Origin of the sequence: Cognatishimia sp. SS12 (assembly GCF_028369055.1) — a bacterium.
Taxonomy (GTDB): Bacteria; Pseudomonadota; Alphaproteobacteria; order Rhodobacterales; family Rhodobacteraceae; genus Cognatishimia.
The window spans coordinates 352,928-379,421 of sequence record NZ_JAQNCZ010000001.1 but is presented as its reverse complement, the minus strand read 5'-3'; the positions used below and the strand labels follow the sequence as shown (position 1 = coordinate 379,421).

The following is a 26,494-nucleotide window of genomic DNA, read 5'->3' as shown; positions in this document are numbered from 1 at the left end:
TGGATGGCTCCCGTCAGTGCGCAGCCACTTGGCCTGCTGCCGGAGCATGAGCCAGTGCGGTTTCGTAGTTAATAAGCAGCGCCTCAACCGAGGGGCCAATGATATCTGTGACCAGCGCCGGGTAAACACCCAGGATCAGGGTCATTGCCACCAGCGGTGCAAAAATCCATTTTTCGCGCGCGGTCATATCGGTGATGGTTTTCAGGCTTTCCTTGATCAGCTCGCCCAACACGACGCGGCGATAGAGCCACAGCGCATAGGCCGCCGAGAGGATCACACCCGAGGTCGCAATTGCGGCCACCCAGGTGTTTTTCTGGAAGGCCCCCATCAGGGTCAGGAATTCACCGACAAAACCAGAGGTGCCCGGCAGGCCAACGTTGGCCATGGTGAAGAACATGAAGATCAGCGCATAGGCTGGCATGCGGTTCACAAGGCCACCATAGGCGTCGATATCGCGGGTGTGCATACGATCATAGATCACGCCAACGCACAGGAAGAGCGCGCCAGAGATAAAGCCGTGGCTGATCATCTGGAAGATCGCGCCGTCAATCCCCTGCTGGTTTCCAACAAAGATCCCCATGGTCACATAGCCCATGTGCGCAACCGAGGAATAAGCGATCAGCTTTTTCATGTCCTGCTGCACCAGCGCCACCAGCGAGGTGTAGACAATGGCAATCGCCGACATCCACAGCACCAGATCGGTCAGCACATCCGCCCCAATGGGGAACATCGGCAAGCTGAACCGCAGGAAGCCATAGCCGCCCATTTTCAAGAGGATCGCCGCCAGCACAACCGACCCCGCGGTTGGGGCCTGAACGTGCGCATCCGGCAACCAGGTGTGCACCGGCCACATCGGCATTTTTACCGCAAAAGAGGCAAAGAACGCCAGGAACAGCAGGGTCTGCAGACCACCGATGACCTGAATGCCAAGGATAGAGAAGCTTTCAGAGGCAAACGTATGGTTCATCAGCGTCGGAATGTCGGTGGTGCCAGCGTCAGCAAACATCGCCACCATGGCCACCAGCATCAGAACAGAGCCAAGGAAGGTGTACAGGAAGAACTTAAAGCTTGCGTAGATGCGGTTCGCACCGCCCCAGATGCCGATGATCAGGAACATCGGGATCAGGCCAGCCTCAAAGAAGAGGTAGAACAGCACCAGATCCAGCGCCATAAAGACGCCCAGCATCAGCGTTTCCAGAAGCAGGAAGGCAATCATGTATTCCTTCACGCGCTTTTCCACACCCCAGGAGGCCGCGATGGTCAGCGGCATCATGAAGGTCGTGAGCATCACGAAGAGCACCGAAATGCCGTCCACGCCCAGCTTGTACTTCAGGCCCAAGAGCCAGTCGCGCTCTTCAACGAACTGCATGTTGGTGTCATTCGGGTCGAACTGGAACAGGATGAACAGCGAAATCAGAAAGGTGATCACCGTTGCAATCAGCGCCACCCATTTGGCGTTGCGCGCGGCGCTGTCGCTGTCCCCGCGCAGGAACACCAGCAGGATCGCCGCCGCCAGCGCAGGAATGAAGGTGACAATGGAAAGAAGGTTATCCATCAGTGCGCTCCTCCGCTGAGCGTCATCCAGGTGATGAGAACGGCGAGGCCGATCACCATGGCAAAGGCATAGGTAAAGATGTAACCGGACTGCGCGCGGCCAGCGAGTTTGGTGAAGAAGGGCACAATGCCCATGGCGACGCCATTGATAGAGCCATCAATCACATTGCCATCCCCGCGCTTCCAGAAGAAGCGGCCGATCGCCATCGCCGGACGCACAAAGAGGAAATCGTAGATCTCGTCAAAGTACCATTTGTTCAAGAGGAACAGATAGAGCGGGCGCTGCGTTTGCGCGACGCGCTTGGGCATCTCGGGGTTCCAAATGTAGAACCAGACCGCAGTGATGAACCCGATGACCATGGCCACAAATGGGCTGAGTTTAACCCAGGTCGGCACGTGGTGCGCATCGTCCAGCACGTGGTTGTCCGCGGCCATGAAGATCGCGCCGGTGGGTGCCGCGCCATGGGCGGCATCCGCCATTGCGCTGTCCGCGCCATGGTCATCCGCGGTGCCGTGGGTATCCGCTGCGCCATGGTCATCCGCCTTAGCGGCTTCACCGTGGCTGTCATCGCCATGTTCGGAGGCCTCGGCGTGCGCCTCGATCCCGAAGAAGCTGTTCACCTTATGGTGGTCGCCAAAGAAGCTGCCATACCAGATCATCCCGGCAAAGACCGCCCCAAGGGACAGAACCCCAAGTGGCACCAGCATCACCATCGGGCTTTCATGCGCATGGTCATGGGTATGCGCGTCGCCACGGGCCTTGCCGAAGAAGGTCAGGAACATCAGGCGCCAGCTGTAAAAGCTGGTGAAAAGCGCTGCGATCACCAGCATCCAGAAGGCATAGCCACCCGCCGTGCCCGCAAAGGCGCTTTCAATCACCGCATCCTTGGACAGGAAGCCAGCAAAACCAATATGGGTCAGCGGAATACCAACCCCGGTGATGGCCAATGTGCCCAGCATCATCGCCCAGAAGGTATAAGGCAGCTTTTTACGCAGACCGCCATAGTTCCGCATGTCTTGCTCGTGGTGCATGCCGTGAATGACAGAGCCCGCGCCCAGGAACAGCATCGCTTTGAAGAATGCGTGGGTGAACAGGTGGAACATCGCCACCGAATAAACGCCAACGCCCGCAGCCACGAACATATAGCCCAGCTGTGACATGGTCGAATAGGCAATCACACGTTTGATATCGTTCTGCACCAGACCGATGGTCGCGGCAACAAAGGCCGTTGTCGCGCCCAAGAAGGTCACAAACGCCATGGTCGCATCGGCATATTCCATCAGCGGCGACATGCGGCACACCAGGAATACACCCGCAGTCACCATGGTCGCCGCGTGGATCAGCGCCGACACAGGGGTCGGGCCTTCCATCGCGTCCGGCAGCCATGTGTGCAGGAACAGCTGCGCCGATTTCCCCATCGCGCCGACAAACAGCAGGAAGGCCAAAAGGTTCGCCGCGTTCCAGTCGGTCCAAAGGAAGGTCACAGTGGTTTCCGCCAGCTCCGGCGCAGAGGCAAAGATCACGTCGAACTGAATGCTGTCGGTCAGCATGAAGAGGCCGAAGATCCCCAGCGCAAAGCCAAAGTCACCGACACGGTTCACAACAAAGGCTTTGATCGCGGCGGCACCTGCCGAAGGCTTCTTGAAGTAAAAGCCAATCAGCAAATAGGAGGCCACGCCCACGCCTTCCCAGCCAAAGAACATCTGCACAAGGTTGTCAGATGTCACCAGCATCAGCATCGCAAAGGTGAAGAAGCTGAGGTAGGCAAAGAAGCGCGCTTTGTATTTGTAGTCGTCCCCAAAATGATCGTCATGCGCCATGTAGCCCAGCGAATAAAGATGCACGAGCGCCGACACCGAGGTGACAACAATCAGCATGATGGATGTCAGACGGTCCAGACGGATGGACCAGCTGGTGTCCAGCGCGCCGGATTGGATGAAATCCAGAATATGGATGTGCTGCGTCTCTGGCCCATGGGTCAGGAACACGATCCAAGAGAGCGCACAGGCCAGGAACAGCAGGCCGGTGGTCAGGTATTGCGCGGCGGTCTCGCCGATATACCGCCAGCCAAAGCCGCCGACAATCGCCCCGACGAGAGGCGCAAAGAGGATGATGGTTTCCATGCTCGATCAGCCTTTCATCACGTTGACATCTTCAACCGCGATGGTGCCACGGTTGCGGAAGAAGGACACCAGGATCGCGAGGCCAATCGCCGCCTCTGCGGCTGCCACGGTGAGCACGAAAAGCGTGAACACCTGCCCGACCAGATCGCCAAGATAGCTGGAGAACGCCACGAGGTTGATATTCACCGCCAGCAGCATCAGTTCGATCGACATCAAGAGGATGATGACGTTCTTCCGGTTGAGGAAGAGGCCAAAAATACCAATGACGAACAAGGTCGCCGCCACGGTCAAATAATGTTCCAGTCCGATCATATCGTCACCCACTGGTCCCAATTCTTTTTTGTTTCACGATACGCAGGGCAGCAAGGCCATCCCCGCGCGCGTCTTTGTTAGTCTTGTGCAGCGCCATTACAGCCCCTGCCCCGGTTTGATGTCTTTCAGCTCCATCGCGGTGGCCGGATCGCGCCACATCTGGGTCAGAACATTCTGACGCTTGATGTCGCGGCGGTGACGGATCGTCAGGACAATCGCGCCAATCATCGCCACCAGCAGGATCAGCCCCGCCAGTTGGAACAGAAGGAAATATTGGTCATAGATCAACAGGCCAAGCGCGGCGGTGTTCTCCACCCCTTCCGGCGCAACGGCGGCGCGCAGGCTTTCGGCCTGCTCAGCGGTTTCCCAGACGCCAAAGGCAATGCCGAATTGCATCAGCAGCACCACGCCGATCAGAATGGCAAGCGGCAGATATTGCGCCATCCCGGCTTTAAGCTCGGCAAAGTCAACGTCCAGCATCATCACAACAAAGAGGAACAGCACTGCGACCGCGCCGACATAAACAATGACCAGCAGCATCGCCACGAATTCCGCGCCCAAAAGCACGAACAGCCCGGCAGAGCTGATGAAGGCCAAAATCAACCACAGTACGGAATGCACCGGGTTCTTGCTGATGACCGTGAAAAGACCGCCCGCGATCACACAGATCGCAAACAGGTAGAATGCAAGCACCGCAATGGTCATGTCTCACTTTCCTCGTTGTCGTCCATGACCTCTTGTGACAGTTCCATCACTTTGGTCATGGCGGGGATGCCGGCGAACATTGACATCTGGCCAATGGTCTCGACGATTTCTTGTTTCGTTGCGCCCAGCTCCAGCAGATGCCGGACCGTCAGGCGAATTTGTGCGTCAGCCTGCCCACCCAAAACGGTCAGCGCAGCCAGTGTCAAAAGCAGGCGGGTCTTGGCGTCCAGCCCGTCAGCGTTCAGCGTGTTGCCAAAGAACATTTCCATCATGTCCTTGGGCATGGTCGGCAGCAGTTTTTCAAACCCTTTTGGCGTGAAGGATTCCAAAGCAGGGTTCATGGCTTTCGCCATGTCCTGATACTGTTGGATCATCTTTTCAAAGGGGTTTGAGCTGTCGGTCATCGGTAAGGTGCATCCAGTTCTAGGTTGCGCGCGATCTCCGCTTCCCAGCGCTCGCCATTCTCCAGCAGTTTTGCCTTGTCATAGAACAGCTCTTCGCGGGTTTCGGTCGCAAATTCGAAATTCGGGCCTTCGACAATTGCATCCACCGGGCAGGCCTCTTGGCAGAAACCGCAGTAAATGCATTTGGTCATGTCGATGTCATAGCGCGTGGTGCGGCGGCTGCCGTCTTCGCGCGGTTCGGCGTCAATGGTGATCGCCTGCGCCGGGCAAACCGCCTCGCAGAGTTTGCAGGCAATGCAACGCTCTTCACCATTTGGATAGCGACGCAGCGCGTGTTCACCACGGAACCGTGGCGACAATGGCCCCTTTTCATGCGGGTAGTTCAGCGTTGCCTTGGGGGCAAAGAAGTATTTCAACCCAAGCTGAAAGCCTTTGATGAAATCCGCCAGCAGGAAATATTTGGCAGCGCGGGTGTAGTCAACGTTTGCCATATCAGCCTCCAATCGCCCAGCGTGCATAGGCACCGCCGAAGGCTTCGAATTTTGCGAGGAATGCCACAATCACCACCCAAGCGAGGGAGAGCGGCAGGAAGACTTTCCAACCAATACGCATCAGCTGGTCATAGCGGTAGCGCGGGGTGATCGCCTTCACCATCGCGAAGATGAAGAAGAAGAACGCCATCTTGCCCACCATCCACAGCGCGCCATCAGGCAGGCCCGGGATCGGCGACAGCCAGCCGCCAAAGAACAAGAGCGAGGTCAGCGCGCACATCAGGAAGATGGCGATATATTCCCCGGCCATGAACAGCAGGAAGGGTGTCGATGAATATTCCACCTGATAGCCCGCCACCAGTTCGGATTCCGCTTCGGGGAGGTCAAACGGTGGGCGGTTGGTTTCCGCCAGCGCCGAGATGAAGAACAGGAAGACCATCGGGAAATGCGGCAGCCAATACCAGCTAAAGAAGCCGTAATCGCCATCCTGCGCGCGCACGATATCACCAAAGTTCATCGAGCCTGTGGTGATGATGATGCCCACAATGATGAGACCAATGGAGACTTCGTAAGAAATCATCTGCGCCGCAGAGCGCAGGCTGCCAAGGAACGGGTATTTCGAGTTCGACGCCCAGCCCCCCATGATCACGCCGTAAACCTCAAGCGAGGAGACGGCAAAGACATAAAGGATCGCGACGTTGATGTCCGAGAGCACCCAGGTGTCGTTGAACGGGATCACCGCCCAGGCAATCATCGCCAGAACAAAAGAGGTCAGCGGCGCAAGCAAAAAGACGGTTTTATCCGCACCCGCAGGCACGACGACCTCTTTCACGATATATTTCAGCGCATCCGCCACGGTTTGCAGAAGCCCCCAGGCCCCCACCACGTTCGGGCCACGACGCATCTGCACTGCCGCCCAGATTTTGCGGTCCCCATACACCAGAAACAGCAGCGAGATCATCACAAAGCCGACGACAGCCAGCACTTGCGCAACGATCATCACGCCTAATCCGAGGGGAGTGGTAAAGAAATCAGCCATAGGTCCTCACACCGTGGGTATTCTATTTTCTTCGCAGCTTGAAACCGTGACTTCCGCGTCGATGGTTTTCAATCCACGAGGCAGCGCTGGCGAGATGGTGTAAACAGCATCCCCTCGCCAAATTCCACCCTGAAATTCAATTGTTGTCCGCAGATGTCGCGCAAATCCGTATCCACGGATCAGCGTATATTGCGCCGCCGCACATTCGGCATAGGACTGAACATCTGCCTCGTTTCTTGCCCCGCGCATTTCGACATGGAAATTCACCAGATCCCCATCCAGAAGACGCGTGCTGACGCCATCATATTGGGGGGCAAAATCCAGATCACCGCGCGCGGCCGTATCACCGCCATCCACCGTGCAGGCCGACAGGCCAGCGCAAAGCGCCAGCAGACCGCCTGCTTGTGGGATGGACAGCGTCATCAGCTCACTCCGCCGCGATTTTTTCAGCGCCGCGGGCCTTTGCGCCGGCAGACAGCTCTGCCATCAGCGCGCTGGCGCGGGCAATCGGGTTGGTCAGATAGAAATCGCTGATGGCGCTGCGGAAATCCGCTTCGCCAAGCGCGTCAATCTCTTGTGGCTGCCAATCGTTTTCGATCACCTGATCCACCTGCGCCAGATGCGGCACATCGGCGATCATCGCTGTGCGCAGCTGCGCCAGGCTGTCAAACGGCAAGACCGCATTCAATTCGGCAGACAGCGCCCGCAGGATCGCCCAGTTTTCCTTGGCTTCGCCCGGCGCAAAGTTTGCGCGCATCGCAAGCTGTGGGCGCCCTTCGGTGTTCACGAACAGGCCGTTTTCTTCGGTATAGGCCGCCGCTGGCAGGATCACATCCGCGCGGTGCGCGCCGCGATCCCCATGGCTGCCCTGATAGATCACAAAGGCACCGGCATCGATGTCCACCTCATCCGCACCAAGGTTATAAATCACCTCGGCCCCGTCGATGGCGGCGGTCAGACCGCCTTCGGTGACAGCGCCCACATCCATCGCGCCAACACGGCCAGCGGCGGTGTGCAGCACCATGAATTTGCTTTCGGTCATCTCGGCAAATTTCTGGGCATGGGCCAGAACCGACAGGCCGTCCGCTTCGCGCAGCGCGCCCTGCCCGACGATCACCAGCGTGTCTTTGCCAAGCGCGTCTTTGGTGTTTGGACCCAGCAGCCCCTTAAGCGCAGCGCGGTCGGTGCCGATGTGGAAATATTCGTAAGAAAGATCCAGCTTTTCGCCGACAACACCAATCTTGGCCCCATTCAGCCAGGCCTTGCGGAGGCGCGCGTTCAGCACCGGCGCTTCCAACTCTGGGTTGGTGCCGATCAGCATGATCGCCTTGGCGCTGTCGATGTCCTCGATGCTGGCAGTGCCGACGTATCCAGAGCGGTTGCCAATCGGCAGACGCGCATTGTCAGTGCGGCATTCCACATTGCCGCCCATGCTTTCGATCAGGGTTTTCAGCGCATAGGCCGCTTCGGTGGACACAAGATCACCGACCAGGCCGGCAACTTTTTTGCCCTTCATAGCTGTAGCGACGACGCTCAGCGCTTCGGGCCAGCTTGCGGGGCGCAGCTTGCCGTTTTCACGCACATAGGGGCGATCCAGACGCTGACGACGCAGACCATCCCAGACAAAGCGTGTTTTGTCGGAAATCCATTCTTCGTTCACGCCATCGTGGTTGCGCGGCAGAATGCGCATCACTTCGCGGCCCTTGGTGTCGACCCGAATGTTCGAGCCAAGCGCGTCCATCACATCGATGGTTTCGGTCTTGGTCAGCTCCCATGGGCGGGCGGTAAAGGCATAGGGCTTGGAGGTCAGCGCGCCCACTGGGCACAGATCAATGATATTGCCCTGCAGGTTGCTGTGCAGCGTCTCATTCAGATAGCTGGTGATTTCCGCATCTTCGCCGCGGCCTGTCTGGCCCATCTGTGTGATGCCCGCCACCTCGGTGGTGAAGCGCACGCAGCGGGTGCAAGAAATACAGCGGGTCATTGTGGTCGCAACCAGCGGCCCCAGATCCAGATCATCCACCGCGCGCTTGGCTTCTTTAAAGCGGCTGCCGGACAGGCCATAGGCCATGGCCTGATCCTGCAGGTCACATTCGCCGCCCTGATCGCAGATCGGGCAATCCAGCGGGTGGTTGATGAGCAGGAATTCCATCACCCCTTCGCGGGCCTTTTTGACCATCGGAGAGTTGGTTTTCACAACAGGCGGCTGGCCTTCAGGTCCGGGGCGCAAATCTTTGACCTGCATGGCGCAAGATGCGGTTGGCTTTGGCGGGCCGCCGACGACTTCGACCAGACACATGCGGCAATTGCCGGCAATGGACAGGCGCTCGTGGTAGCAGAACCGTGGCACCTCGATCCCGGCCTGCTCACAGGCCTGGATCAGCGTCATCGCGCCGTCCACTTCCAGTTCTTTTTCGTCAATGATGATCTTGCGTAGGTCAGACATGGTTACTTGGCCTTTAACAGCGCGCCGATCTGGCTGGATTTCTTGATTTCCGCGCGCCCAAGCACGCAGTAACTTTCAGGGTCGTCAAAATCGACCCCATGCGATTTCAGATACGCCTCTCCGCGGCGGCGCAGCTCTGCCTTATTGGCCTCGCTGGTGCGGAAGGCATCAATTTCTGCCTTGGTATAGCCGCGCGCCTTGGCGTCGGCCTGAATGCTATTGATATAGCCAAGCGCTTTGACCATTCGCGCCGAAATGCTGGGGCAAACATTGCGGATTTCATCCGCAATCCCCACCCAAAGCAGCCCATCTGTGACGCTTTTGACCTCTTCAAGCGGTGGTTTCGCCTGCGCGGTGCTTGCCGCCAAAACCAATGCCAGTGCCATCATGCGCATGTCATCTCTCCTTTTTGCATGCCAAAGCGGGCCGCGAAAACGCAGCCTGCCTGGCTCAAATCAGAGATTTGAGGGGCTGATATGCAATAACACGCGCCAATATCGGCGCGCTTCTGCTGATCAGCAGGGGCCGTCAGGCCCGGATATGCGATCGGGGTGATCACGGTTTGCACTGCCCTTCCATGATCAGCGCGTCACCTTCAAGGCGTGGGGTGTCATCGGGACCATGAGACCAGGCAATCAGCGAGGTGCCATATTCCTGGATGCAATATTTCGTGCCCCCGTACGCCGCCGCCTCAAGCGCCCCTTCGAGCGTGGCAGAGGCCGGGCTGGCCGCAACAATAAAACGCGCGCGATCTTCTTTGGAGACCTTGCTGGCCTTGATGCGAAAACGCTCGCCGTCAAAACGCACGCCGTCGTCCTTTTTCAGACGCGAGCACGCCGGGGCCGCCGCCGCCAGACACATCACAAGAAGAACTGCACCACGCATATTGATCACTCCGCCGCCATTGCGCCCATACGGCCCGTTTTCTGGGCCTTGATGCGATCTTCGATTTCTTCGCGGAAGTTGCGGATCAAGCCCTGAATAGGCCAAGCCGCCGCATCGCCAAGCGCACAGATGGTGTGGCCTTCGACCTGCTTGGTCACATCCCACAGCATGTCAATCTCTTCAAGCTCTGCTTCGCCCTTCACGAGACGATCCATCACGCGCATCATCCAACCGGTGCCTTCGCGGCATGGGGTACACTGGCCACAGCTTTCGTGTTTATAGAACTTCGCCAGACGCCAGATCGCTTTGATGATGTCGGTATTCTTGTCCATCACGATAACAGCGGCCGTCCCCAGACCAGAGCCCAGATCATTGCGCAGATAGTCAAAATCCATCACCGCGTCGCGCATGTTTTCACCGCGCACGCAGGGCACAGACGAGCCGCCCGGAATAACCGCAAGCAGATTGTCCCAGCCGCCGCGAATACCGCCGCAATGCTTTTCAATCAGCTCTTCAAAGGAGATCGACATCGCCTCTTCAACCACACAGGGGTTGTTGACGTGGCCAGAGATACCAAACAGCTTGGTGCCCGCGTTGTTGGCGCGGCCAAAGCTGGTGAACCAATCTGCGCCGCGGCGCAGGATGGTCGGCACCACAGCGATGGATTCAACGTTGTTGACAGTGGTTGGGCAGCCATAAAGACCCGCCCCTGCCGGGAACGGTGGCTTCATGCGCGGCATGCCTTTTTTGCCTTCAAGGCTTTCCAGCAGCGCAGTTTCTTCACCGCAGATATAAGCGCCCGCACCGTGATGCAGGAAGAGATCAAAATCCCAGCCAGACCCAGCGGCGTTCTTGCCCAGCATGCCGGCATCATAGGCCTCATCGATCGCCGCTTGCAGCGCCTCGCGTTCACGAATGAATTCACCGCGAATATAGATATAGGCCGTATGCGCGTTCATCGCGAAAGAGGCGATCAGCGCGCCTTCGATCAGCGTGTGCGGATCGTGGCGCATGATTTCGCGGTCTTTGCAGGTGCCCGGCTCTGATTCATCGGCGTTGATCACCAGATAAGACGGGCGGCCATCGCTTTCTTTTGGCATGAACGACCATTTCAGACCGGTCGGGAAACCCGCCCCGCCCCGCCCACGCAGGCCCGAGGCCTTCATGGTGTCAATGATCCAGTCACGGCCCTTTTCAATGATGCCCGCAGTGCCATCCCAATGGCCGCGTTTCTGCGCACCCTTCAGGGTCCGCTCATGCATGCCATAAAGATTGGTAAAGATACGGTCCTGATCCTTGAGCATCCCGTTTTACCCTTCTGTTGACTGACGCGCGCGCCAGATCTGAAATACGTTCACCAGCGCCCAAATCAGCGCCGCAATGGCAGCAAAATCAAACAGCAGGGCATAGCGCCCGGGCAGTCCGATCTGCTTTCCTATCAGTTGGATGAGCATCCAAGTGATCAGCGTTCCGGCAATCACCAGGCTCACCATGCGGCTGCGCCTTGCCAGGGACTGATCAGTGTGCTCACCCATCATTCACATCCCCTATGCGTCGCCCTTTTTGGAGCGCGTGGAGAATTCGGTTTCGCCGCCGTCGGCAAGAATTTTGGCTTGTTCGATCCAGCCATCCCGCTCAATGCGACCTTTGAACTTCAGGCGGCTGTCCACCCAGGCGATTTCTTCAGCGCCCCAGGCAGCGATCTGGTCAAAGTGGTAAAAGCCAAGCTCGTTCAACGTCGCTTCCAGCTTTGGACCCACGCCTTTCAACAGCTTGAGGTTATCCGCCTTGCCATCGCGCGCCGCCTCCAGAGTTTCCGGAGCGCGCTCTTCGACGTCGACCTCAGACGGCTCAACCGGCTCTGCGGCCGGTTTGACGTCCGGGCGGGCGATCTCTTCGGCTTCTTTCTTTTTGCGCAGCTCAGCCTGCTTTGCGGCCGGCAGACCTGTTGCCGGTTCAGCCGGTGTCGGATCCGCTGCGGCGCGGCCAGCAACCACGCCGTCTTTGCCGATCCAAGGCGTTTTCAGCGGCACTTCGGTGCCGTCGATGCGCTTGATGGTGTCGCCAATATCCGTCGCCAGTTGGGCGGAGGCATTATATTGCGTCTTGCCGCTGTCATGCTCGGTCAGCGTCGTCAGACCGGACAGTGGCTCTGCGGCATAGCGACCATTTTGCGGGCCGGGCACCGGCACTTGGCCAGCGGCCATATCGTCCAGCATTTTGGCAAAGCCTTCGGCGGTCAGATCTTCGTAAAAGTCTTTGCCGATTTGCGCCATCGGTGCGTTGGTGCAAGCGCCAAGGCATTCGACCTCTTCCCAGCTGAACTTGCCATCGGCTGACAACTCATGGGGATTTGGCGCGATTTTTTCCTGACACACTTTAATCAGGTCTTCCGCGCCGCAGATCATGCAGGACAACGTGCCGCAGATCTGAATATGCGCAACAGATCCAACAGGTTGCATCTGAAACATAAAGTAGAAAGAGCAGACTTCCAGCACGCGGATATAGGCCATGCCCAGCATGTCAGCGACATATTCAATCGCCGGTTTGCTGACCCAGCCTTCCTGCTCCTGTGCCCGCCACAACAGCGGGATCACTGCCGAGGCCTGACGCCCTTCGGGAAATTTGGTGATCTGCGCTTCGGCCCAGGCCTGGTTGGCCGGGGTGAAGGCAAAGCTTTCGGGTTGCTCATGATACAGACGGCGCAGCATTAGCGGTCAATCTCCCCAAACACGATATCCATCGTACCGATAATTGCGGCAACGTCAGCCAACTGGTGGCCGCCTGCCAAAGTGTCCATGGCTTGCAAATGCGCATAGCCGGGCGCGCGGATCTTGCTGCGGTATGGCTTGTTGCTGCCATCCGCGACCAGATACACGCCAAACTCGCCTTTGGGCGCTTCCACTGCGGCGTAAACTTCGCCCGCCGGAACGTGAAAACCCTCGGTGTAGAGTTTGAAGTGATGGATCAGGCTTTCCATCGAGGTTTTCATCTCGCCACGTTTTGGCGGCGTAAGCTTGCCGCGTGCCAGCACATCGCCGGTGGCTTCGCGCAGTTTCACGATGGCTTGGCGGATAATGCTGACCGACTGGCGCATTTCTTCCATGCGCATCAGGTAGCGATCATAGCAATCGCCGTTTTTGCCCACAGGCACCTGGAATTCAAACTCGTCATAGCATTCGTAAGGCTGCGCACGGCGCAGATCCCATGCCAGCCCTGCCGAACGCGCCATCACGCCGGTAAAGCCATATTGCAGCACCATCTCTTCGTCCACGACGCCGATATCAACGTTACGCTGTTTGAAGATGCGGTTTTCTGTCAGCAGCCCATCGATGTCATCCAGACGTGCCGGGAAGGTGATGGCCCATTCTTCGATGTCATCTAGCAGCGCGTCCGGCAGATCCTGATGCACCCCGCCAGGGCGGAAATAAGCGGCGTGCAAACGGGCACCGCAGGCCCGCTCGTAGAAAATCATCAGCTTTTCGCGCTCTTCAAAGCCCCAAAGCGGTGGGGTCAGCGCGCCAACGTCCATCGCCTGCGTCGTCACGTTCATCAGGTGGTTCAGCACACGGCCAATTTCGCAGAAGAGCACGCGGATCAACTGGCCACGACGCGGCACAATCGTGCCGGTCAGCTTTTCAATCGCCAGACACCAAGCATGTTCCTGGTTCATCGGCGCAACGTAATCGAGGCGGTCAAAATACGGCAGGTTTTGCAGGTAGGTCCGGCTTTCCATGAGCTTTTCAGTCCCACGGTGCAACAGACCGACGTGCGGGTCACAGCGCTCGACAATCTCGCCGTCAAGTTCCAGAACCAAGCGCAGAACCCCGTGCGCAGCCGGGTGCTGCGGGCCGAAGTTCAGGTTGAAATTGCGGATTTTCTGTTCGCCCTGCAGCGTATCAACGCTGCCATCATCAAACTTGGAGCCGTCCATCATTTGGCCTCCTTGCGCACGCGCACTTTGACGCGCTGTTTTTGGGGCGCAGGCGCAGCCATCGCAACCACAATCGCGGCAATCGACAGGCAGATCATCTCGGTCAGAAACGGCATCACTTCGCCCCCTCTTTTTCATCACCCGGCAGAATGTAATTCGCGCCCTCCCATGGGGACATGAAATCAAACTGGCGGTATTCCTGTGTCAGGCTGACAGGTTCATAGACCACGCGCTTCAGCTCGTCGTCATAACGCACTTCGGTGTAGCCAGTGGTTGGGAAGTCTTTGCGCAGCGGATAGCCGCGGAACCCATAGTCGGTCAGCAGGCGGCGCAGATCCGGGTGATCGGTAAAGATGATCCCGAACATGTCAAATGTCTCGCGCTCAAACCAGTTTGCCCCGGCATGCACCGATGTGATCGAAGGCAGCATTTCATCGGCGCGGATCGCCACGCGCACCCGAATGCGCTGGTTCTGATGCATCGACAGGAAGTGATAGATCACATCAAAGCGCTTGTCGCGCTCGGGGTAATCCACGGCGGTCTGGTCGATCAGCTGTGTGAATTTGCAGGTCGGTTCGCTGCGCAAGAACTCAACAAAACCAACCAGGTTGGCCGGTGTGACATTGACTGTCAGCTCATCAAAAGCAACATCCCAGCTCAGCACGCAATCCGGGCGTTTGGCTTCAATCAGAGCGCCCAGCTCTTTCATCGCATCGCTCATCGTACAATTGTCCCTGTGCGGCGGATCTTACGTTGCAGCTGCAGGATGCCATACAGCAGCGCTTCTGCGGTGGGCGGGCAGCCCGGCACATAGACGTCAACAGGCACAACCCGGTCACAGCCACGCACCACGGAGTAGGAATAATGGTAGTAGCCGCCGCCATTGGCGCAGGAGCCCATGGAGATCACATAGCGTGGCTCTGGCATCTGGTCATAGACCTTGCGCAGCGCGGGGGCCATTTTGTTAGTCAGCGTGCCGGCCACAATCATCAGGTCGGACTGGCGCGGGGATGCGCGTGGGGCGGTGCCAAACCGTTCAAGGTCATAGCGCGGCATCGAGAGCTGAATCATTTCAACCGCGCAGCACGCCAGACCAAAGGTCATCCAGTGCAAAGACCCGGTGCGGGCCCAGTTGATGATGTCTTCGGTCGAGGTCAGCAGAAACCCTTTGTCCTGCAACTCGGCGTTCAGCGCTTGGGTGGCGACTTCTTTGTCGACGCCAGCGGTGTTTGCACCCGTCATCACTCCCATTCCAGGGCCCCCTTCTTCCACTCATAGGCAAAGCCGATGGTCAGCACGCCGAGGAATACCATCATCGACCAGAAGCCCACCATGCTGACATCCTTAAAGGCCACGGCCCAAGGGAACAGCATCGCAATTTCCAGATCAAAGATGATGAACAGGATCGAAACCAGATAGAATCGAACGTCAAATTTCATGCGCGCGTCGTCAAAGGCATTGAAACCACACTCATATGCACTCACCTTCTCTGGGTCCGGGTTGCGCACGGCAACAATGACAGCAGCAAGAACAAGGACGAGACCAAGAGCAATGGCGATGGCCAGAAAGACGAGAATGGGAAGGTATTCCCTCAGCATCTCTTCCACGGGGTGGCTCCTTTCATGCAGGTAAAATCCTGCAGTCAGATGGCTTATAGATCAGAACGGGGTTTACCCCTGCCCCAAGGTGGGGTCAACCATATCTGGACCTACCACACCGCTTTTGCGGCGCGCACCGGCATTGCTGCCGCACCCATGTAAAATATGGTGAATTTTGCCGCAAATCGCGTCAGCGCCTTGCCCGAAAGGTCACAGTTTTTTACCGCTTTTTTACCGCTCTGGCCCAAGCGGGTCAGAACTTTGTTGCGCGGTGCTGCGCAAAAACAGGCAAAACTGATTGATTTTCAGACGCATCTTTCGGGATAAACCCGTCGATTCTGGTCAGAATTGACGGGGTTGTCCGGGTTTGTTTACGTGGTCCAAGCCGGTGGGCGTTTGTCAAAAAAGGCTCCCACCCCTTCTTTGGCCTCTGCGCCGTCCCAGCAGGCGACCAATTCGTTGATCGTATGGTCGATCACCGCGTCATCAATCTTGGGGCCCAGCGAGCGCGCCAATGCTTTGGCGCGCGTCACGGCCTCGGGTGCGCATTTCAGGTAAGGCGCAATTTCCGCCTCCACGGCTGCGTCCAGATCCGCCGCAGGCACCGCCTTGGCCAGCAGACCCAAAGTCACCGCCTCGTCAGCGCCAAACAGCCGCGCCGACATAAAGACCCGTCGCGCCATCGCTTCGCCCATGCGGGCCAAGACATAAGGACCAATCGTGGCCGGGATCAGCCCCAATTTGACCTCGGTCAGACCCATGGTCAGACTGTCGACCCCAATGGCCACGTCACAGACCGAAGCCATGCCGACCCCACCGCCAAAGGCATTGCCCTGCAACTTACCGATCAGGGGTTTAGGAAGCGTATTCAGGGCATTAAGCATCTCAGCTAATTTGCGCGCCTCCACAAAGCGTGTGTCGCGATCTGCAGCCATCTGCGCCTTCATCCAGCCGAGATCCCCCCCCGCGCAAAAGCTTTTGCCCGCGCCGGTCAGCACGACAACACGCACCGCCGGATCTGCGCCCAGTTCAGCGGCGGCGGCTGTCAGCTCCACCATCATTTCGGCGGACATGGCATTGTGTTTTTCTGGCCGGTTTAATGTCACTTCGGCAACGCCGCGCGGATCAATCTCAATCGTGATCGTAGAATAGCTTTGCATGGTCCCTGCCTTATCTAGTTAATCCACCGCGCGCGGCTGGCGCATCGCGCGCGCCTTTTCGGCGGCCTCTGCCAGGATCGCGGCGTCCAGCCCGGTCGTATATCCCAGTGCCTTCAGACGCGCATCCACGGCCTCTGTCGCCACATTGCCCGCAGCCCCCGGCGCATAGGGGCAGCCGCCAAGACCGCCCACGGCCGCGTCAAACACCCGCAGCCCGCGTGCAAGCGACACCTCGATATTCACCAGCGCCCGGCCAGCGGTATCATGGTAATGTCCGGCCAGCTGCGCGGCTGGCACAACATCAGCCACAGCAGCGAGCATGGCGTCAATCTTTTCTGGCGTGCCCTGCCCGATCGTGTCCCCCAAGGACACCTCATAGCAGCCCATATCAAACAGCGCTTTCGCCACTTTGGCGACCGCCCCCGGCGTGACCGGCCCGTCATAGGGGCAATCGGTGACGCAACTGACATAGCCGCGCACAGGCAGCCCGGCAGCCTGCGCGGCGGCTGCAACAGGCGCAAAGCGGTCCAGGCTCTCGGCAATGGTGGCGTTGATATTGGCCTTGGAAAACCCTTCGCTCGCCGACCCGAAAATCGCGACCTCATCTGCCTGCGCCGCCACGGCCCCTTCAAAGCCGCGCATGTTCGGCGTCAAAGCGGCATAGGACACCCCGGCACGCCGGGTAATGCCCGCCAATACAGCCGCAGAATCCGCCATCTGCGGCACCCATTTGGGCGAAACGAAACTGGCAATCTCGATGCGTTTGAACCCCGCGCTGCTCAGCAGGTCAACCAGGGCGACCTTGTCAGCAGTGGCGATTTCGGCCTTTTCATTTTGCAGACCATCGCGCGGTCCAACTTCGAAAACCTCAACGAATTCAGACATATCACGCCCCTTCTGGAACCGGATAAAACGGTTTGTCATAAAACGCCTGCGGCCCGTCCATGGCCCGCGCAGCCTTGTAAGCAGGGCGCGCCTCGATGCGGCCTATATACGCCTGCAGATTGTCAAACGGGGCCAGATCCACGAAATACGGCACCGCAAAAAGGTTATAGCCCAGCATGGTATCCGCCGCCGAAAACCCGCTTTCAAGCAACCAGTCCTGCTGTTTCAAATGCGTCTCCAGCGGCGCAAGACTGGCGCGCAAACGCGCCACCTGCAGCTTGACCACCGCCGGCGAAGGCTGCGCAGGCGGGCGCAGAAAGACCATCTGCAAATTCAGATCCGCCAACAGACTGGCTTGTGTTTCCGCATAGGACAACCACTGCAAGAACGGCACCCGCTCGGGCGCATCCGGCCCCGGGGCCAGCCCCGAAAGCGGGCGGGTTTCGCAAAGATACTGGGTGATCGCCGCGCTTTCAAACAGCACCTTGCCGTCGATTTCCAGCGCTGGCACCCGCCCCGCCGGCGAAAGCGCCAAAAAGCCCGGATCGCGCAGGGAGCCATCGCCGATGCGATATGTTTTCAGGCGGACCGGCAAGCCCATTTCGTGCAGCAACCAGAGGATGCGGAAGGACCTGGAGGCGGGCACATGATGCAAGACCGACATAGCGTTACCCCTCTTCCTCCAAACGGATCAGCGCGGCCCCGGCCTCAACCTGGCTGCCCTCGGCGACGAGCACCTCGGCGACGGTCCCATCGCGCGCCGCAAGAAGCGCATGTTCCATTTTCATGGCTTCCAATATCGCAAGCCGGTCCCCCGCTGCAACATGTTGCCCTTTGCTGACAAACACCGCTTTGACCAGCCCGGGCATTGGCGCTTCGATGATGTTGCCATCCCCAGTGTGACCAGATGATTTCTCAAGTGGATCAATCGTTTCAAAGGTGATGCCAAAGCTGTCAAAGACCGTGATTTCAGCGCCGCTCTGCGCCGCGACGGCCGCTTTTCGCCCGCCGATTTTCCAGCCATCCAGCCCGCGCCGGGCGGTGATTTCTGTGCCCGCGACCTCTGCCAGCACATGATCGGGCCCCATCACCTGCAGTTTGACGGTGTAATATTCCTCGCCGCGGCGCAGGTCCACCTGCTGCACCAGTGGTGCCCAGAGCGTAAAGCCCTGCTCAGATTGCGGCGCGTCCAGCAGCCCTGCTGCCGCCATCGCGGCCTGGGCGAGTGTCGCGGGGGGCAACGCCGGCTCTGCCACCAGTGCGTCAAGGTCGCGGGCAATCAACCCTGTGTCGACCTCGCCTGCTTTGAACCCATCATGCGCACAAAGCGCGCCCAAAAACGCCAGGTTTGTCACCGTGCCCGCAACTTCGCAGCCTGCAAGCGCCTGGGACATTTTCGACAAGGCCACCGCGCGGGTTGGCCCATGCACAATCACCTTGGCGATCATCGGGTCATAAAACGGGCTGATGCTGTCGCCCGCGCGCACGCCGCTGTCGGCGCGGCAGCTCTCTGGGAATTTCAGATGGCTCAGCCTGCCGGTGGCGGGCAAGAAACCTTTGGGCACGTCTTCGGCGTAAAGCCGGGATTCAAACGCATGACCGATAATCTTTAGCTCATCCTGCTGACGCGGGATCGCTTCGCCCGCGGCCACACGCAACTGCCACTCCACCAGATCAACGCCGGTGATCAGCTCCGTCACCGGGTGCTCCACCTGCAGCCGTGTGTTCATTTCCATGAACCAAAACCCATCCGCGCGCAGCCCATCTGAGCCATCGACAATAAACTCAATGGTGCCCGCACCTTTATAGCCAATTGCCTCGGCAGCGCGCACAGCCGCATCGCCCATCGCGGCGCGCATCTCTACGGTCATGCCGGGTGCTGGGGCCTCTTCGATGACTTTTTGGTGGCGGCGCTGCAGCGAACAATCGCGCTCAAACAAATGCACGGCAGTTTCGCCATCGCCAAAGACTTGCACCTCGATGTGGCGCGGCTGCTGGATATATTTTTCAATCAGCACATCCGGGTTTCCAAAGGCAGTCGTTGCTTCGTTCTGCGCGCTCTTGAGCGCATCCATGAACTCACCTGCAGCCTCCACCAGCCGCATGCCCTTGCCGCCGCCGCCTGCGACGGCTTTGATCAAGACCGGATAGCCAATTTCATCGGCCTGCTGCTGTAAGAATGCCGGATCTTGCTCCGCCCCATGATAGCCGGGCACCACCGGCACCCCGGCCTCCACCATCAGGGCCTTGGCGGCGTCTTTCAGGCCCATGGCGCGAATGGCCTTGGCCGATGGGCCAATAAACACCAAGCCCGCCGCTTCCACCGCGTCCACAAACTCCGGGTTTTCCGACAGGAAACCATAGCCGGGGTGGATTGCCTTTGCGCCCGTTTCCAGCGCCGCCTGAATGATCACCTCGCCGCGCAGATAGCTTTCGGCCGGGCGGGCACCGCCAATGGCGACAGCCTCATCCGCCAGGGCCACATGTTTGGCATCCGCGTCCACATCGGAATGGACCGCCACGGTTTTCACCCCCATGGCGCGGGCGGTTTCCATGATCCGGCAGGCAATTTCGCCTCGGTTGGCAATCAGGATCTTGTCAAACATTGCGGCCTCCTGGACCTTGCATTCATCTTTTCAAAAATACTCCGGGGGAGGATGCGGCAAGGCCGCATCCCGGGGGCTGGCCCCCGGTACATCACGGGCGTATCACATGCGGAACACGCCAAAGCGGGTATCTTCGATCGGCGCACAGAGCGCGGCGCTGAGGCTCAGGGCCAATACATCGCGGGTCTTGCGCGGATCAATAATGCCGTCATCCCACAGGCGGGCCGAGGCATAGAGCGGATGGCTCTGCTCTTCGAACATGTCGATGGTGGGCTGCTTGAACGCCGCTTCTTCGTCCGCGGACCAACTACCACCTTGACGTTCAATCGCGTCGCGTTTGACGGTGGCCAAAACCCCAGCGGCCTGCGCGCCGCCCATCACAGAGATGCGCGAGTTGGGCCAGGTCCACAAGAAGCGTGGGCTATAGGCCCGGCCCGACATACCATAGTTGCCTGCCCCAAAAGAGCCGCCAACCAACATGGTGATCTTGGGCACATTGGTGCTGGCCACGGCTGTCACCATCTTGGCCCCATGCCGCGCGATGCCTTCGCTTTCATATTTGCGCCCGACCATAAAGCCGGTGATGTTCTGTAGGAACACCAGCGGGATTTTACGCTGGCTGCAGAGTTCGACGAAATGCGCACCTTTGATCGCGCTTTCGCTGAACAGCACGCCGTTGTTGGCGACGATGCCCACGGGGCAGCCTTTGACATGTGCAAAGCCTGTCACCAGCGTTTCGCCAAAACGCGGTTTGAACTCATCAAAGCGGCTGCCATCCACCACACGCGCGATGACTTCGCGGATGTCATAAGGCGTGCGCAGATCGGTGGGCACAACACCAAAGATTTCAGCCGGATCATAGGCGGGTTCTTCGGGGGACTGCCAATTGACGGTCTGCGGCTTGGCGCGGTTCAGATGGCTGACCGCGCGGCGCGCCAGTGCCAGCGCATGGGCGTCATCTTCGGCCAGGTAATCTGCCACACCCGACAGGCGCGTGTGCACATCGCCGCCGCCCAGATCTTCTGACGAAACGACTTCGCCGGTGGCGGCTTTGACCAAGGGGGGACCTGCCAGGAAGATCGTGCCTTGTTCTTTTACAATAATGGTCACGTCAGACATGGCAGGCACATAGGCCCCGCCCGCGGTACAAGAGCCCATGACAACCGCAATCTGCGGAATGCCCTTGGCGCTCATCCGGGCCTGATTGTAGAAAATCCGGCCAAAGTGATCGCGATCTGGAAAAACTTCATCCTGGTTGGGCAGGTTCGCCCCGCCACTGTCCACCAGATAGATGCACGGCAGGTTGCATTCTTCGGCAATCTCTTGGGCACGCAGGTGTTTTTTGACGGTCATCGGATAATAGGTGCCGCCTTTGACGGTGGCATCGTTGCAGACAACCATCACCTCTTGGCCATGCACCCGGCCAATCCCGGCCACCACACCTGCCGCCGGGGCCGCGCCGTCGTAAAGACCATGGGCCGCTGTCGCGCCGACTTCCAAAAACGGAGAACCGGGATCCAGCAGATTGGCCACGCGCTCACGCGGAAGCATTTTACCGCGGCTCAGGTGACGCTCGCGCGCGCGGTCGCCGCCACCAAGCGCAGCCGCCTGCGCCACGTCAGAAACGATTTTCAACGCCTCTTCGTGACCGGCCACATTGGCCTTAAACGCCTCGGAGGACGGAAGAGCAGCAGAAGTGAGTTTCATGTCTCAAGCTCCAGATAATGCGTCAAAATTTCAGATCAGGCCATCTTGCTCATCAGCTCGCGGCCGATCAGCATGCGGCGAATTTCACTGGTGCCCGCGCCGATTTCCATCAGCTTGGCATCGCGGAAAATACGGCTGACAGGGGTTTCATTCATAAAGCCCGCACCGCCCATGGCCTGCACCGCCTGATGCGCCACAACCATGGCCTCTTCAGACGCATAGAGCACACAGGCTGCCGCATCCTGGCGTGTCACCTGACCGCGATCACAGGCCTTTGCCACCTCATAGACATAGGCGCGCGCCGAATTCATCTTGGTGTACATGTCGGCGATTTTGCCCTGCATCAGTTGGAAATCACCGATGGGGCGGCCAAATTGTGTGCGCTCTTTGAGGTAAGGCATGACCTCATCCAGGCAGGCCGCCATGATGCCGGTGCCAATGCCCGACAGCACCACACGTTCGTAATCCAGACCGGACATTAGAACGCGCACACCGCGGCCCTCTTCGCCCAGAATGTTTTCAAACGGCACTTCGACGTTGTCAAAGATCAGCTCAGCTGTGTTTGAACCGCGCATGCCCAGCTTGTCAAAATGCGGGGACACCGAAAAGCCAGCCATCTCCTTTTCGATGATAAAGGCGGTGATGCCTTTAGAACCGGCCTCTGGGTCGGTTTTGGCGTAGACCACCAGCGTGCTCGCATCCGGCGCATTGGTGATCCAGAATTTATTGCCGTTCAGAACAAAGCGGTCATTCTTCTTTTCGGCCCGCAGCTTCATCGACACAACGTCAGAGCCTGCGCCGGTTTCCGACATTGCCAAAGCGCCGACATGTTCGCCCGATACCAGCTTGGGCAGGTATTTGGCTTTCTGCTCGGCCGTGCCGTTCAGTTTGATCTGGTTCACGCAGAGGTTGGAATGCGCGCCATAAGACAGCGAGACCGAGGCCGAGGCGCGGGCGATTTCTTCCACCGCGATCACATGCGCCAGATAGCCCATGCCTGCGCCGCCGAATTCCTCGGGCACGGTCACGCCCAGCAGGCCCAACTCGCCAAGCTCTTTCCACAACTCATTTGGAAAGGCGTTTTTTTCGTCGATCTCGGCCGCCATCGGCTTTACGCGATCCTGCGCCCAGCGGTGCACCATGTCGCGCAATGCGTTGACGTCTTCGCCAAGATCAAAATTCATAGTGTGCATAAACATGGGACACCCCGTTATTGAACGTTTGTTCAATTGAAACGGAAACCCTTGATTCACGCAAGGGTGCGTACCGCGTTTGGACGCGACGTTCCTTTGTCAAAATGCCTGTAATTCCGCTGCGATCAGGCGGCTGCGTGGCCCCGCAGGCGGATCACCAAGGGGACCATCGCAATCACCAGCAACGCAGAAAAGAAGAATGGCGCGCCGGGCAGATAGACACCCTTGTCATCCACCGAAGCCTGAAACAGGCCGGTCATCACAATTGGTGCCAAGATCGCCGCCACCGAAGACAGCGATGCAATCACGCCTTGCACCAGACCCTGACGATCCTCATCCGCCTGATTTGACGCCATGGCTGTCATCAGCGTGGGGACAAGATCCGCCAAGGCAGCAACCACCAAAAACACCGCCAGCGCGATCACTGACCCAGTAAAGCCAAAGCCAATCAACCCAACCACAGCTGACCCCATGCCCAGCATCAAAGTCCGGTATTCCCCGATCCAATTGATAAAGACCGGCATCAACCCGCCCTGCACCCCGGCCAGCAACACGCCATAGGCCGCCAGCGACAGCCCGATGTAGAGCGTTGGCCAATCAAACACCTCGCGGGTCCAAAATGCCCACAAGGTCGGATAGACCATATTGGCAAATTCAAAGATGAAGATGCAGATCAGGGGCACCGCCAGCCCCGGCAGGCGGAAGGCATCAAACATTGATCGAAACGGGTTAAGATCCCGCCGCCCAAAGGGACGACGTTTTTCTGGCGGCAGACTCTCGGGCAATACAAAAAAGCCAAAGATCGCATTGGCCGCCGACAAGGCCGCCGCAATCCAAAACGGCGCGGAAATGCTGATCCCGGCTGCGAGGCCGCCGACGGCAGGCCCCAGCACAAACCCGATGCCAAAGGCTGCGCCGATCAGACCAAAATTCGCGGCCTTGTCTTTTTGCGATGAGATATCAGCGATATAGGCCGTCGCCGTGATATAGGTCGCCCCTGCCAGACCGGCCAGCGTACGCCCCAGCAACAGCAGCCAGAAACTCTCGGCCACCGCCATGATCACATAATCAAGCGCCAGCATCGCAAGCGCCGCAATCAAAATCGGCCTGCGCCCAATGGCGTCTGAAATACTGCCAACAATCGGGCCACTTAGGAATAAGGCCGCAGCATAGGCCGCCATCAGCAACCCACCCCAAAACGCGCCCTGCCCGGTATCTCCGGCCCCAACGCGATCCATCAGATCGGGCATGATCGGGAAGACGATGCCAATGCCGATGGCATCAATCATCAGGGTCAACAAAATAAACGTAATGGCTGGGGTCTTAAACATACCGATCTATCGGACGCGCCCCTGAGCAAAGCAAGACATTTTAGGCGCTGGCTATCCGCCGTGCACAATGTGATGCACTGCGCGCACTTCTTCTTGAATGATCCGGGCAATCAGCGCGCAATCCTCTAGGCTAAAGGTCAGTGGCACACGCATGTCCATGATCGACGCCAAAATACGGTCGCTGGCAGGCATGGGCGCTGAAGGCGCATAGCGCCAGCTGTCATAGCGCGAGGTAAAGGCGACAGGTTCCTTGCCGCCAAACCATTTCAGCTCCACACCGCGGGTCTGACAGCGGGCCACGACGTCCTTGATATGCGCCTCCCCCCAGTCCAGCAGCAAGAACTGGATGGAAGAGCCGACAAACCGCCCGGCCTCTGGGCGGTCAATCACCTTGAGACCCGGCGTGCCGCGCAAGCCCGCTTCGATTTTCAGATAGCGCGCATTCCACGCCGCGCATTGCGCATCCAGCGCACGCACCTGCGGACGCAGAACCGCCGCGCGCAGATGATCCATACGGCCCGAGACATTGGGCGTGTGGTATTTCACCCTTTCAAATACCTCGGGCGCAGGGGCGGCAAGATGCCGGTCATACAGCATATAAGACCCCGACAGGATGGTGGCCCGCGCCATCAGTTCGGCATCATCAGACACCAGAAACCCGCCCTCGCCAGAATTGATATGTTTGTAGGTCTGGGTGGAATAACAGCCCATCACCCCCCAAAGCCCAGACGGCCGCCCCTTCCAATCGGCCCCCATGGTATGGGCGCAATCTTCGATCACCCGCAGACCGCGCGCATCGCAAAGCGCCATCAAGGCCTCCATATCGCAAAGATGCCCGCGCATATGCGACAGCATCAAGACATCCGCCTGATCTGCTTTGGCGGCCAGATCCTCCAAATCGATCACCAAATCTTCGGTCACGCCGACAAACACCGGCACCGCGCCCACCGCTGCAATCGCCCCTGGCACGGGCGCAAGCGTAAAGGCGTTGGTCAGAACCTTGTCGCCGGGCTTCACCCCCAACGCCCGCAACGCCGCCCCCATGGCATAGCCACCGGAGGCCACGGCGAGGCAGTATTTGGCCCCTAGGTAGTCGGCAAACTCACGCTCGAGCAGCGCCACCTCGCCCGCCTCACCAGCGGCCACGTTATAGCGATGCAGTCGCCCACTGCGCATGACGGCAACGGCTGCTGCGATGCCCTCCTCCGGGATCGGCTCTTGCTGGGTGAAATTGCCGGTGAATACCTCTGTCATGGGACCACTTTCGTGAATTGTGCCGCCATACGTCAATGCGCCGGGGCTGGATTTGAAATTTCGAAATTGCGGATTTGCCTTGCCCTAGGGCGCGCGCGCCGGACCCAGCAGGCTGAGCGCGACATCTGGCAGCGCGGTGAAATCCGCCAACAGGGCCTCTGGCTGCAGCGCGGCCATATCCTCGCCGCTTGGCCCGAATGTCACCAGCACCGAGGGCACGCCTGCCGCGCGCGCGGTGTTGCGATCGGTATCGCTATCACCCACCAAAAGGCATTGCGCCGGATCACCCCCAAGACGACGCGCCGTTTCGCGCAAAGGGGCCGGATCCGGTTTGCGCACCGGCAGCGTGTCAGCCCCGACCAGCGCGCCAAAAGCGTCGCGCACGCCGAGCGTCTGCAACAATTGTTCGGCGAGCGCCTCGGGTTTATTGGTGCAGATCCCGACCCCAAAACCCAGTTCCACCAGAGCCGCCACCGACTCCATTGCCCCGGGATAGAGCCGCGTGTGATGCGCAATGGCGCTGCTATAGGCCTCAAGAAGCATCGGATAATAGCGATCCACTGTGGCCGGGTCATAGGCCACGATGCGCTTCAAACCCTGTGTCAGCATCATGCGCCCTCCACGCAGGGCAATGCCGGCATCGCGGCCCGTGTGCAGCACGTCGCCATGGCCCATATCGCGGAAACACACATTGGCCGCGGCCAGCAAATCGCCACTGGTGTCCGCCAGCGTGCCATCCAGATCAAAAATCACCGATTTCATGCCTGTCCCTTTGCCTTTTGTGCGCGCTGCACCGCAGATCAAGCGAGAAAGCGCCCATCGCTGTTACAACTCGCAACCTTCTTTGATGCCTGCGGCCCTTGCGC

The 26,494-nt window shown here is 58.9% G+C and carries 27 protein-coding genes; all 27 read right to left on the bottom strand.

Translation table 11 applies throughout. The features are described from left to right. Positions 1 to 13 precede the first annotated feature (13 nt). Positions 14 to 1,555 (bottom strand): NADH-quinone oxidoreductase subunit M, encoded by a 1,542-nt coding sequence (locus tag N6L24_RS01810; protein ID WP_271842932.1) that lies wholly within the window; start codon positions 1,553 to 1,555, stop codon positions 14 to 16. Beyond that, positions 1,555 to 3,678, bottom strand: a complete 2,124-nt coding sequence (nuoL, locus tag N6L24_RS01805) for an NADH-quinone oxidoreductase subunit L (RefSeq protein WP_271842931.1) — start codon at positions 3,676 to 3,678, stop codon at positions 1,555 to 1,557. The genes N6L24_RS01810 and nuoL overlap by 1 nt, the downstream gene beginning before the upstream one ends. A gap of 6 nt (positions 3,679 to 3,684) precedes the next feature. Further along, positions 3,685 to 3,990, bottom strand: a complete 306-nt coding sequence (nuoK, locus tag N6L24_RS01800) for an NADH-quinone oxidoreductase subunit NuoK (protein ID WP_022572432.1) — start codon at positions 3,988 to 3,990, stop codon at positions 3,685 to 3,687. A 96-nt stretch (positions 3,991 to 4,086) separates the two neighbouring features. Continuing rightward, complete coding sequence (locus N6L24_RS01795) at positions 4,087 to 4,695, bottom strand: NADH-quinone oxidoreductase subunit J (RefSeq protein WP_271842930.1); 609 nt, start codon at positions 4,693 to 4,695, stop codon at positions 4,087 to 4,089. Then, on the bottom strand, positions 4,692 to 5,099 hold the full coding sequence (locus N6L24_RS01790; protein ID WP_271842929.1) for a carboxymuconolactone decarboxylase family protein: 408 nt from the start codon (positions 5,097 to 5,099) through the stop codon (positions 4,692 to 4,694). The genes N6L24_RS01795 and N6L24_RS01790 overlap by 4 nt, the downstream gene beginning before the upstream one ends. Next, complete coding sequence (gene nuoI, locus N6L24_RS01785; protein WP_271842928.1) at positions 5,096 to 5,590, bottom strand: NADH-quinone oxidoreductase subunit NuoI; 495 nt, start codon at positions 5,588 to 5,590, stop codon at positions 5,096 to 5,098. Before nuoI ends, N6L24_RS01790 begins: the two co-directional genes overlap by 4 nt. Before the next feature lies 1 nt (position 5,591). Further along, the gene (nuoH, locus tag N6L24_RS01780) at positions 5,592 to 6,629 is read right to left on the bottom strand and encodes an NADH-quinone oxidoreductase subunit NuoH (RefSeq protein WP_271842927.1); all 1,038 of its coding nucleotides are present in this window, start codon (positions 6,627 to 6,629) and stop codon (positions 5,592 to 5,594) included. 6 nt (positions 6,630 to 6,635) lie between these two features. Beyond that, positions 6,636 to 7,052 (bottom strand): hypothetical protein, encoded by a 417-nt coding sequence (locus N6L24_RS01775; RefSeq protein WP_271842926.1) that lies wholly within the window; start codon positions 7,050 to 7,052, stop codon positions 6,636 to 6,638. Between the two features lie 4 nt (positions 7,053 to 7,056). Next, positions 7,057 to 9,075, bottom strand: coding sequence for an NADH-quinone oxidoreductase subunit NuoG (gene nuoG / locus N6L24_RS01770; RefSeq protein WP_271842925.1), 2,019 nt, complete (start codon positions 9,073 to 9,075; stop codon positions 7,057 to 7,059). A gap of 2 nt (positions 9,076 to 9,077) precedes the next feature. Next, entirely contained in the window at positions 9,078 to 9,470 is a 393-nt protein-coding gene (locus tag N6L24_RS01765; protein WP_271842924.1) for a DUF5333 domain-containing protein, read from the bottom strand. Between the two features lie 160 nt (positions 9,471 to 9,630). Next, positions 9,631 to 9,960, bottom strand: a complete 330-nt coding sequence (locus tag N6L24_RS01760) for a hypothetical protein (protein ID WP_271842923.1) — start codon at positions 9,958 to 9,960, stop codon at positions 9,631 to 9,633. A 5-nt stretch (positions 9,961 to 9,965) separates the two neighbouring features. Next, positions 9,966 to 11,264: an NADH-quinone oxidoreductase subunit NuoF gene (nuoF, locus tag N6L24_RS01755; RefSeq protein ID WP_271842922.1), complete on the bottom strand. Its 1,299-nt coding sequence runs from the start codon at positions 11,262 to 11,264 to the stop codon at positions 9,966 to 9,968. 6 nt (positions 11,265 to 11,270) lie between these two features. Continuing rightward, positions 11,271 to 11,495 carry a DUF5337 domain-containing protein gene (locus tag N6L24_RS01750; protein WP_271842921.1) on the bottom strand — a complete coding sequence of 75 codons (225 nt, stop codon included), beginning with the start codon at positions 11,493 to 11,495 and terminating at the stop codon, positions 11,271 to 11,273. 12 nt (positions 11,496 to 11,507) lie between these two features. After that, positions 11,508 to 12,671 carry an NADH-quinone oxidoreductase subunit E gene (locus tag N6L24_RS01745; RefSeq protein WP_271842920.1) on the bottom strand — a complete coding sequence of 388 codons (1,164 nt, stop codon included), beginning with the start codon at positions 12,669 to 12,671 and terminating at the stop codon, positions 11,508 to 11,510. Beyond that, a complete protein-coding gene (locus N6L24_RS01740) occupies positions 12,671 to 13,894 on the bottom strand; it encodes an NADH-quinone oxidoreductase subunit D (RefSeq protein ID WP_271843458.1) in 1,224 nt (407 codons plus the stop codon). Before N6L24_RS01740 ends, N6L24_RS01745 begins: the two co-directional genes overlap by 1 nt. A 115-nt stretch (positions 13,895 to 14,009) precedes the next feature. Next, the gene (locus N6L24_RS01735) at positions 14,010 to 14,615 is read right to left on the bottom strand and encodes an NADH-quinone oxidoreductase subunit C (RefSeq protein ID WP_271842919.1); all 606 of its coding nucleotides are present in this window, start codon (positions 14,613 to 14,615) and stop codon (positions 14,010 to 14,012) included. After that, a complete protein-coding gene (locus N6L24_RS01730; RefSeq protein ID WP_271842918.1) occupies positions 14,612 to 15,136 on the bottom strand; it encodes a NuoB/complex I 20 kDa subunit family protein in 525 nt (174 codons plus the stop codon). Before N6L24_RS01730 ends, N6L24_RS01735 begins: the two co-directional genes overlap by 4 nt. Beyond that, entirely contained in the window at positions 15,136 to 15,501 is a 366-nt protein-coding gene (locus tag N6L24_RS01725; RefSeq protein WP_271842917.1) for an NADH-quinone oxidoreductase subunit A, read from the bottom strand. Before N6L24_RS01725 ends, N6L24_RS01730 begins: the two co-directional genes overlap by 1 nt. A 362-nt stretch (positions 15,502 to 15,863) precedes the next feature. After that, the gene (locus N6L24_RS01720) at positions 15,864 to 16,652 is read right to left on the bottom strand and encodes a crotonase/enoyl-CoA hydratase family protein (RefSeq protein ID WP_271842916.1); all 789 of its coding nucleotides are present in this window, start codon (positions 16,650 to 16,652) and stop codon (positions 15,864 to 15,866) included. A gap of 18 nt (positions 16,653 to 16,670) precedes the next feature. Next, positions 16,671 to 17,537, bottom strand: coding sequence for a hydroxymethylglutaryl-CoA lyase (locus tag N6L24_RS01715; protein WP_271842915.1), 867 nt, complete (start codon positions 17,535 to 17,537; stop codon positions 16,671 to 16,673). 1 nt (position 17,538) lies between these two features. Next, on the bottom strand, positions 17,539 to 18,201 hold the full coding sequence (locus N6L24_RS01710; protein WP_271842914.1) for a glutathione S-transferase family protein: 663 nt from the start codon (positions 18,199 to 18,201) through the stop codon (positions 17,539 to 17,541). A gap of 4 nt (positions 18,202 to 18,205) precedes the next feature. Beyond that, positions 18,206 to 20,143, bottom strand: a complete 1,938-nt coding sequence (locus tag N6L24_RS01705) for an acetyl/propionyl/methylcrotonyl-CoA carboxylase subunit alpha (protein WP_271842913.1) — start codon at positions 20,141 to 20,143, stop codon at positions 18,206 to 18,208. Positions 20,144 to 20,245: 102 nt separating this feature from the next. Continuing rightward, complete coding sequence (locus tag N6L24_RS01700; RefSeq protein ID WP_271842912.1) at positions 20,246 to 21,850, bottom strand: carboxyl transferase domain-containing protein; 1,605 nt, start codon at positions 21,848 to 21,850, stop codon at positions 20,246 to 20,248. Positions 21,851 to 21,885: 35 nt separating this feature from the next. Next, positions 21,886 to 23,049, bottom strand: a complete 1,164-nt coding sequence (locus N6L24_RS01695) for an isovaleryl-CoA dehydrogenase (protein ID WP_271842911.1) — start codon at positions 23,047 to 23,049, stop codon at positions 21,886 to 21,888. 119 nt (positions 23,050 to 23,168) lie between these two features. Continuing rightward, entirely contained in the window at positions 23,169 to 24,374 is a 1,206-nt protein-coding gene (locus N6L24_RS01690) for an MFS transporter (RefSeq protein WP_271842910.1), read from the bottom strand. A gap of 51 nt (positions 24,375 to 24,425) precedes the next feature. Beyond that, positions 24,426 to 25,628, bottom strand: coding sequence for a DegT/DnrJ/EryC1/StrS family aminotransferase (locus N6L24_RS01685; RefSeq protein ID WP_271842909.1), 1,203 nt, complete (start codon positions 25,626 to 25,628; stop codon positions 24,426 to 24,428). A gap of 84 nt (positions 25,629 to 25,712) precedes the next feature. Then, positions 25,713 to 26,390: an HAD-IA family hydrolase gene (locus tag N6L24_RS01680; protein ID WP_271842908.1), complete on the bottom strand. Its 678-nt coding sequence runs from the start codon at positions 26,388 to 26,390 to the stop codon at positions 25,713 to 25,715. Between the last annotated feature and the right edge of the window lie 104 nt (positions 26,391 to 26,494).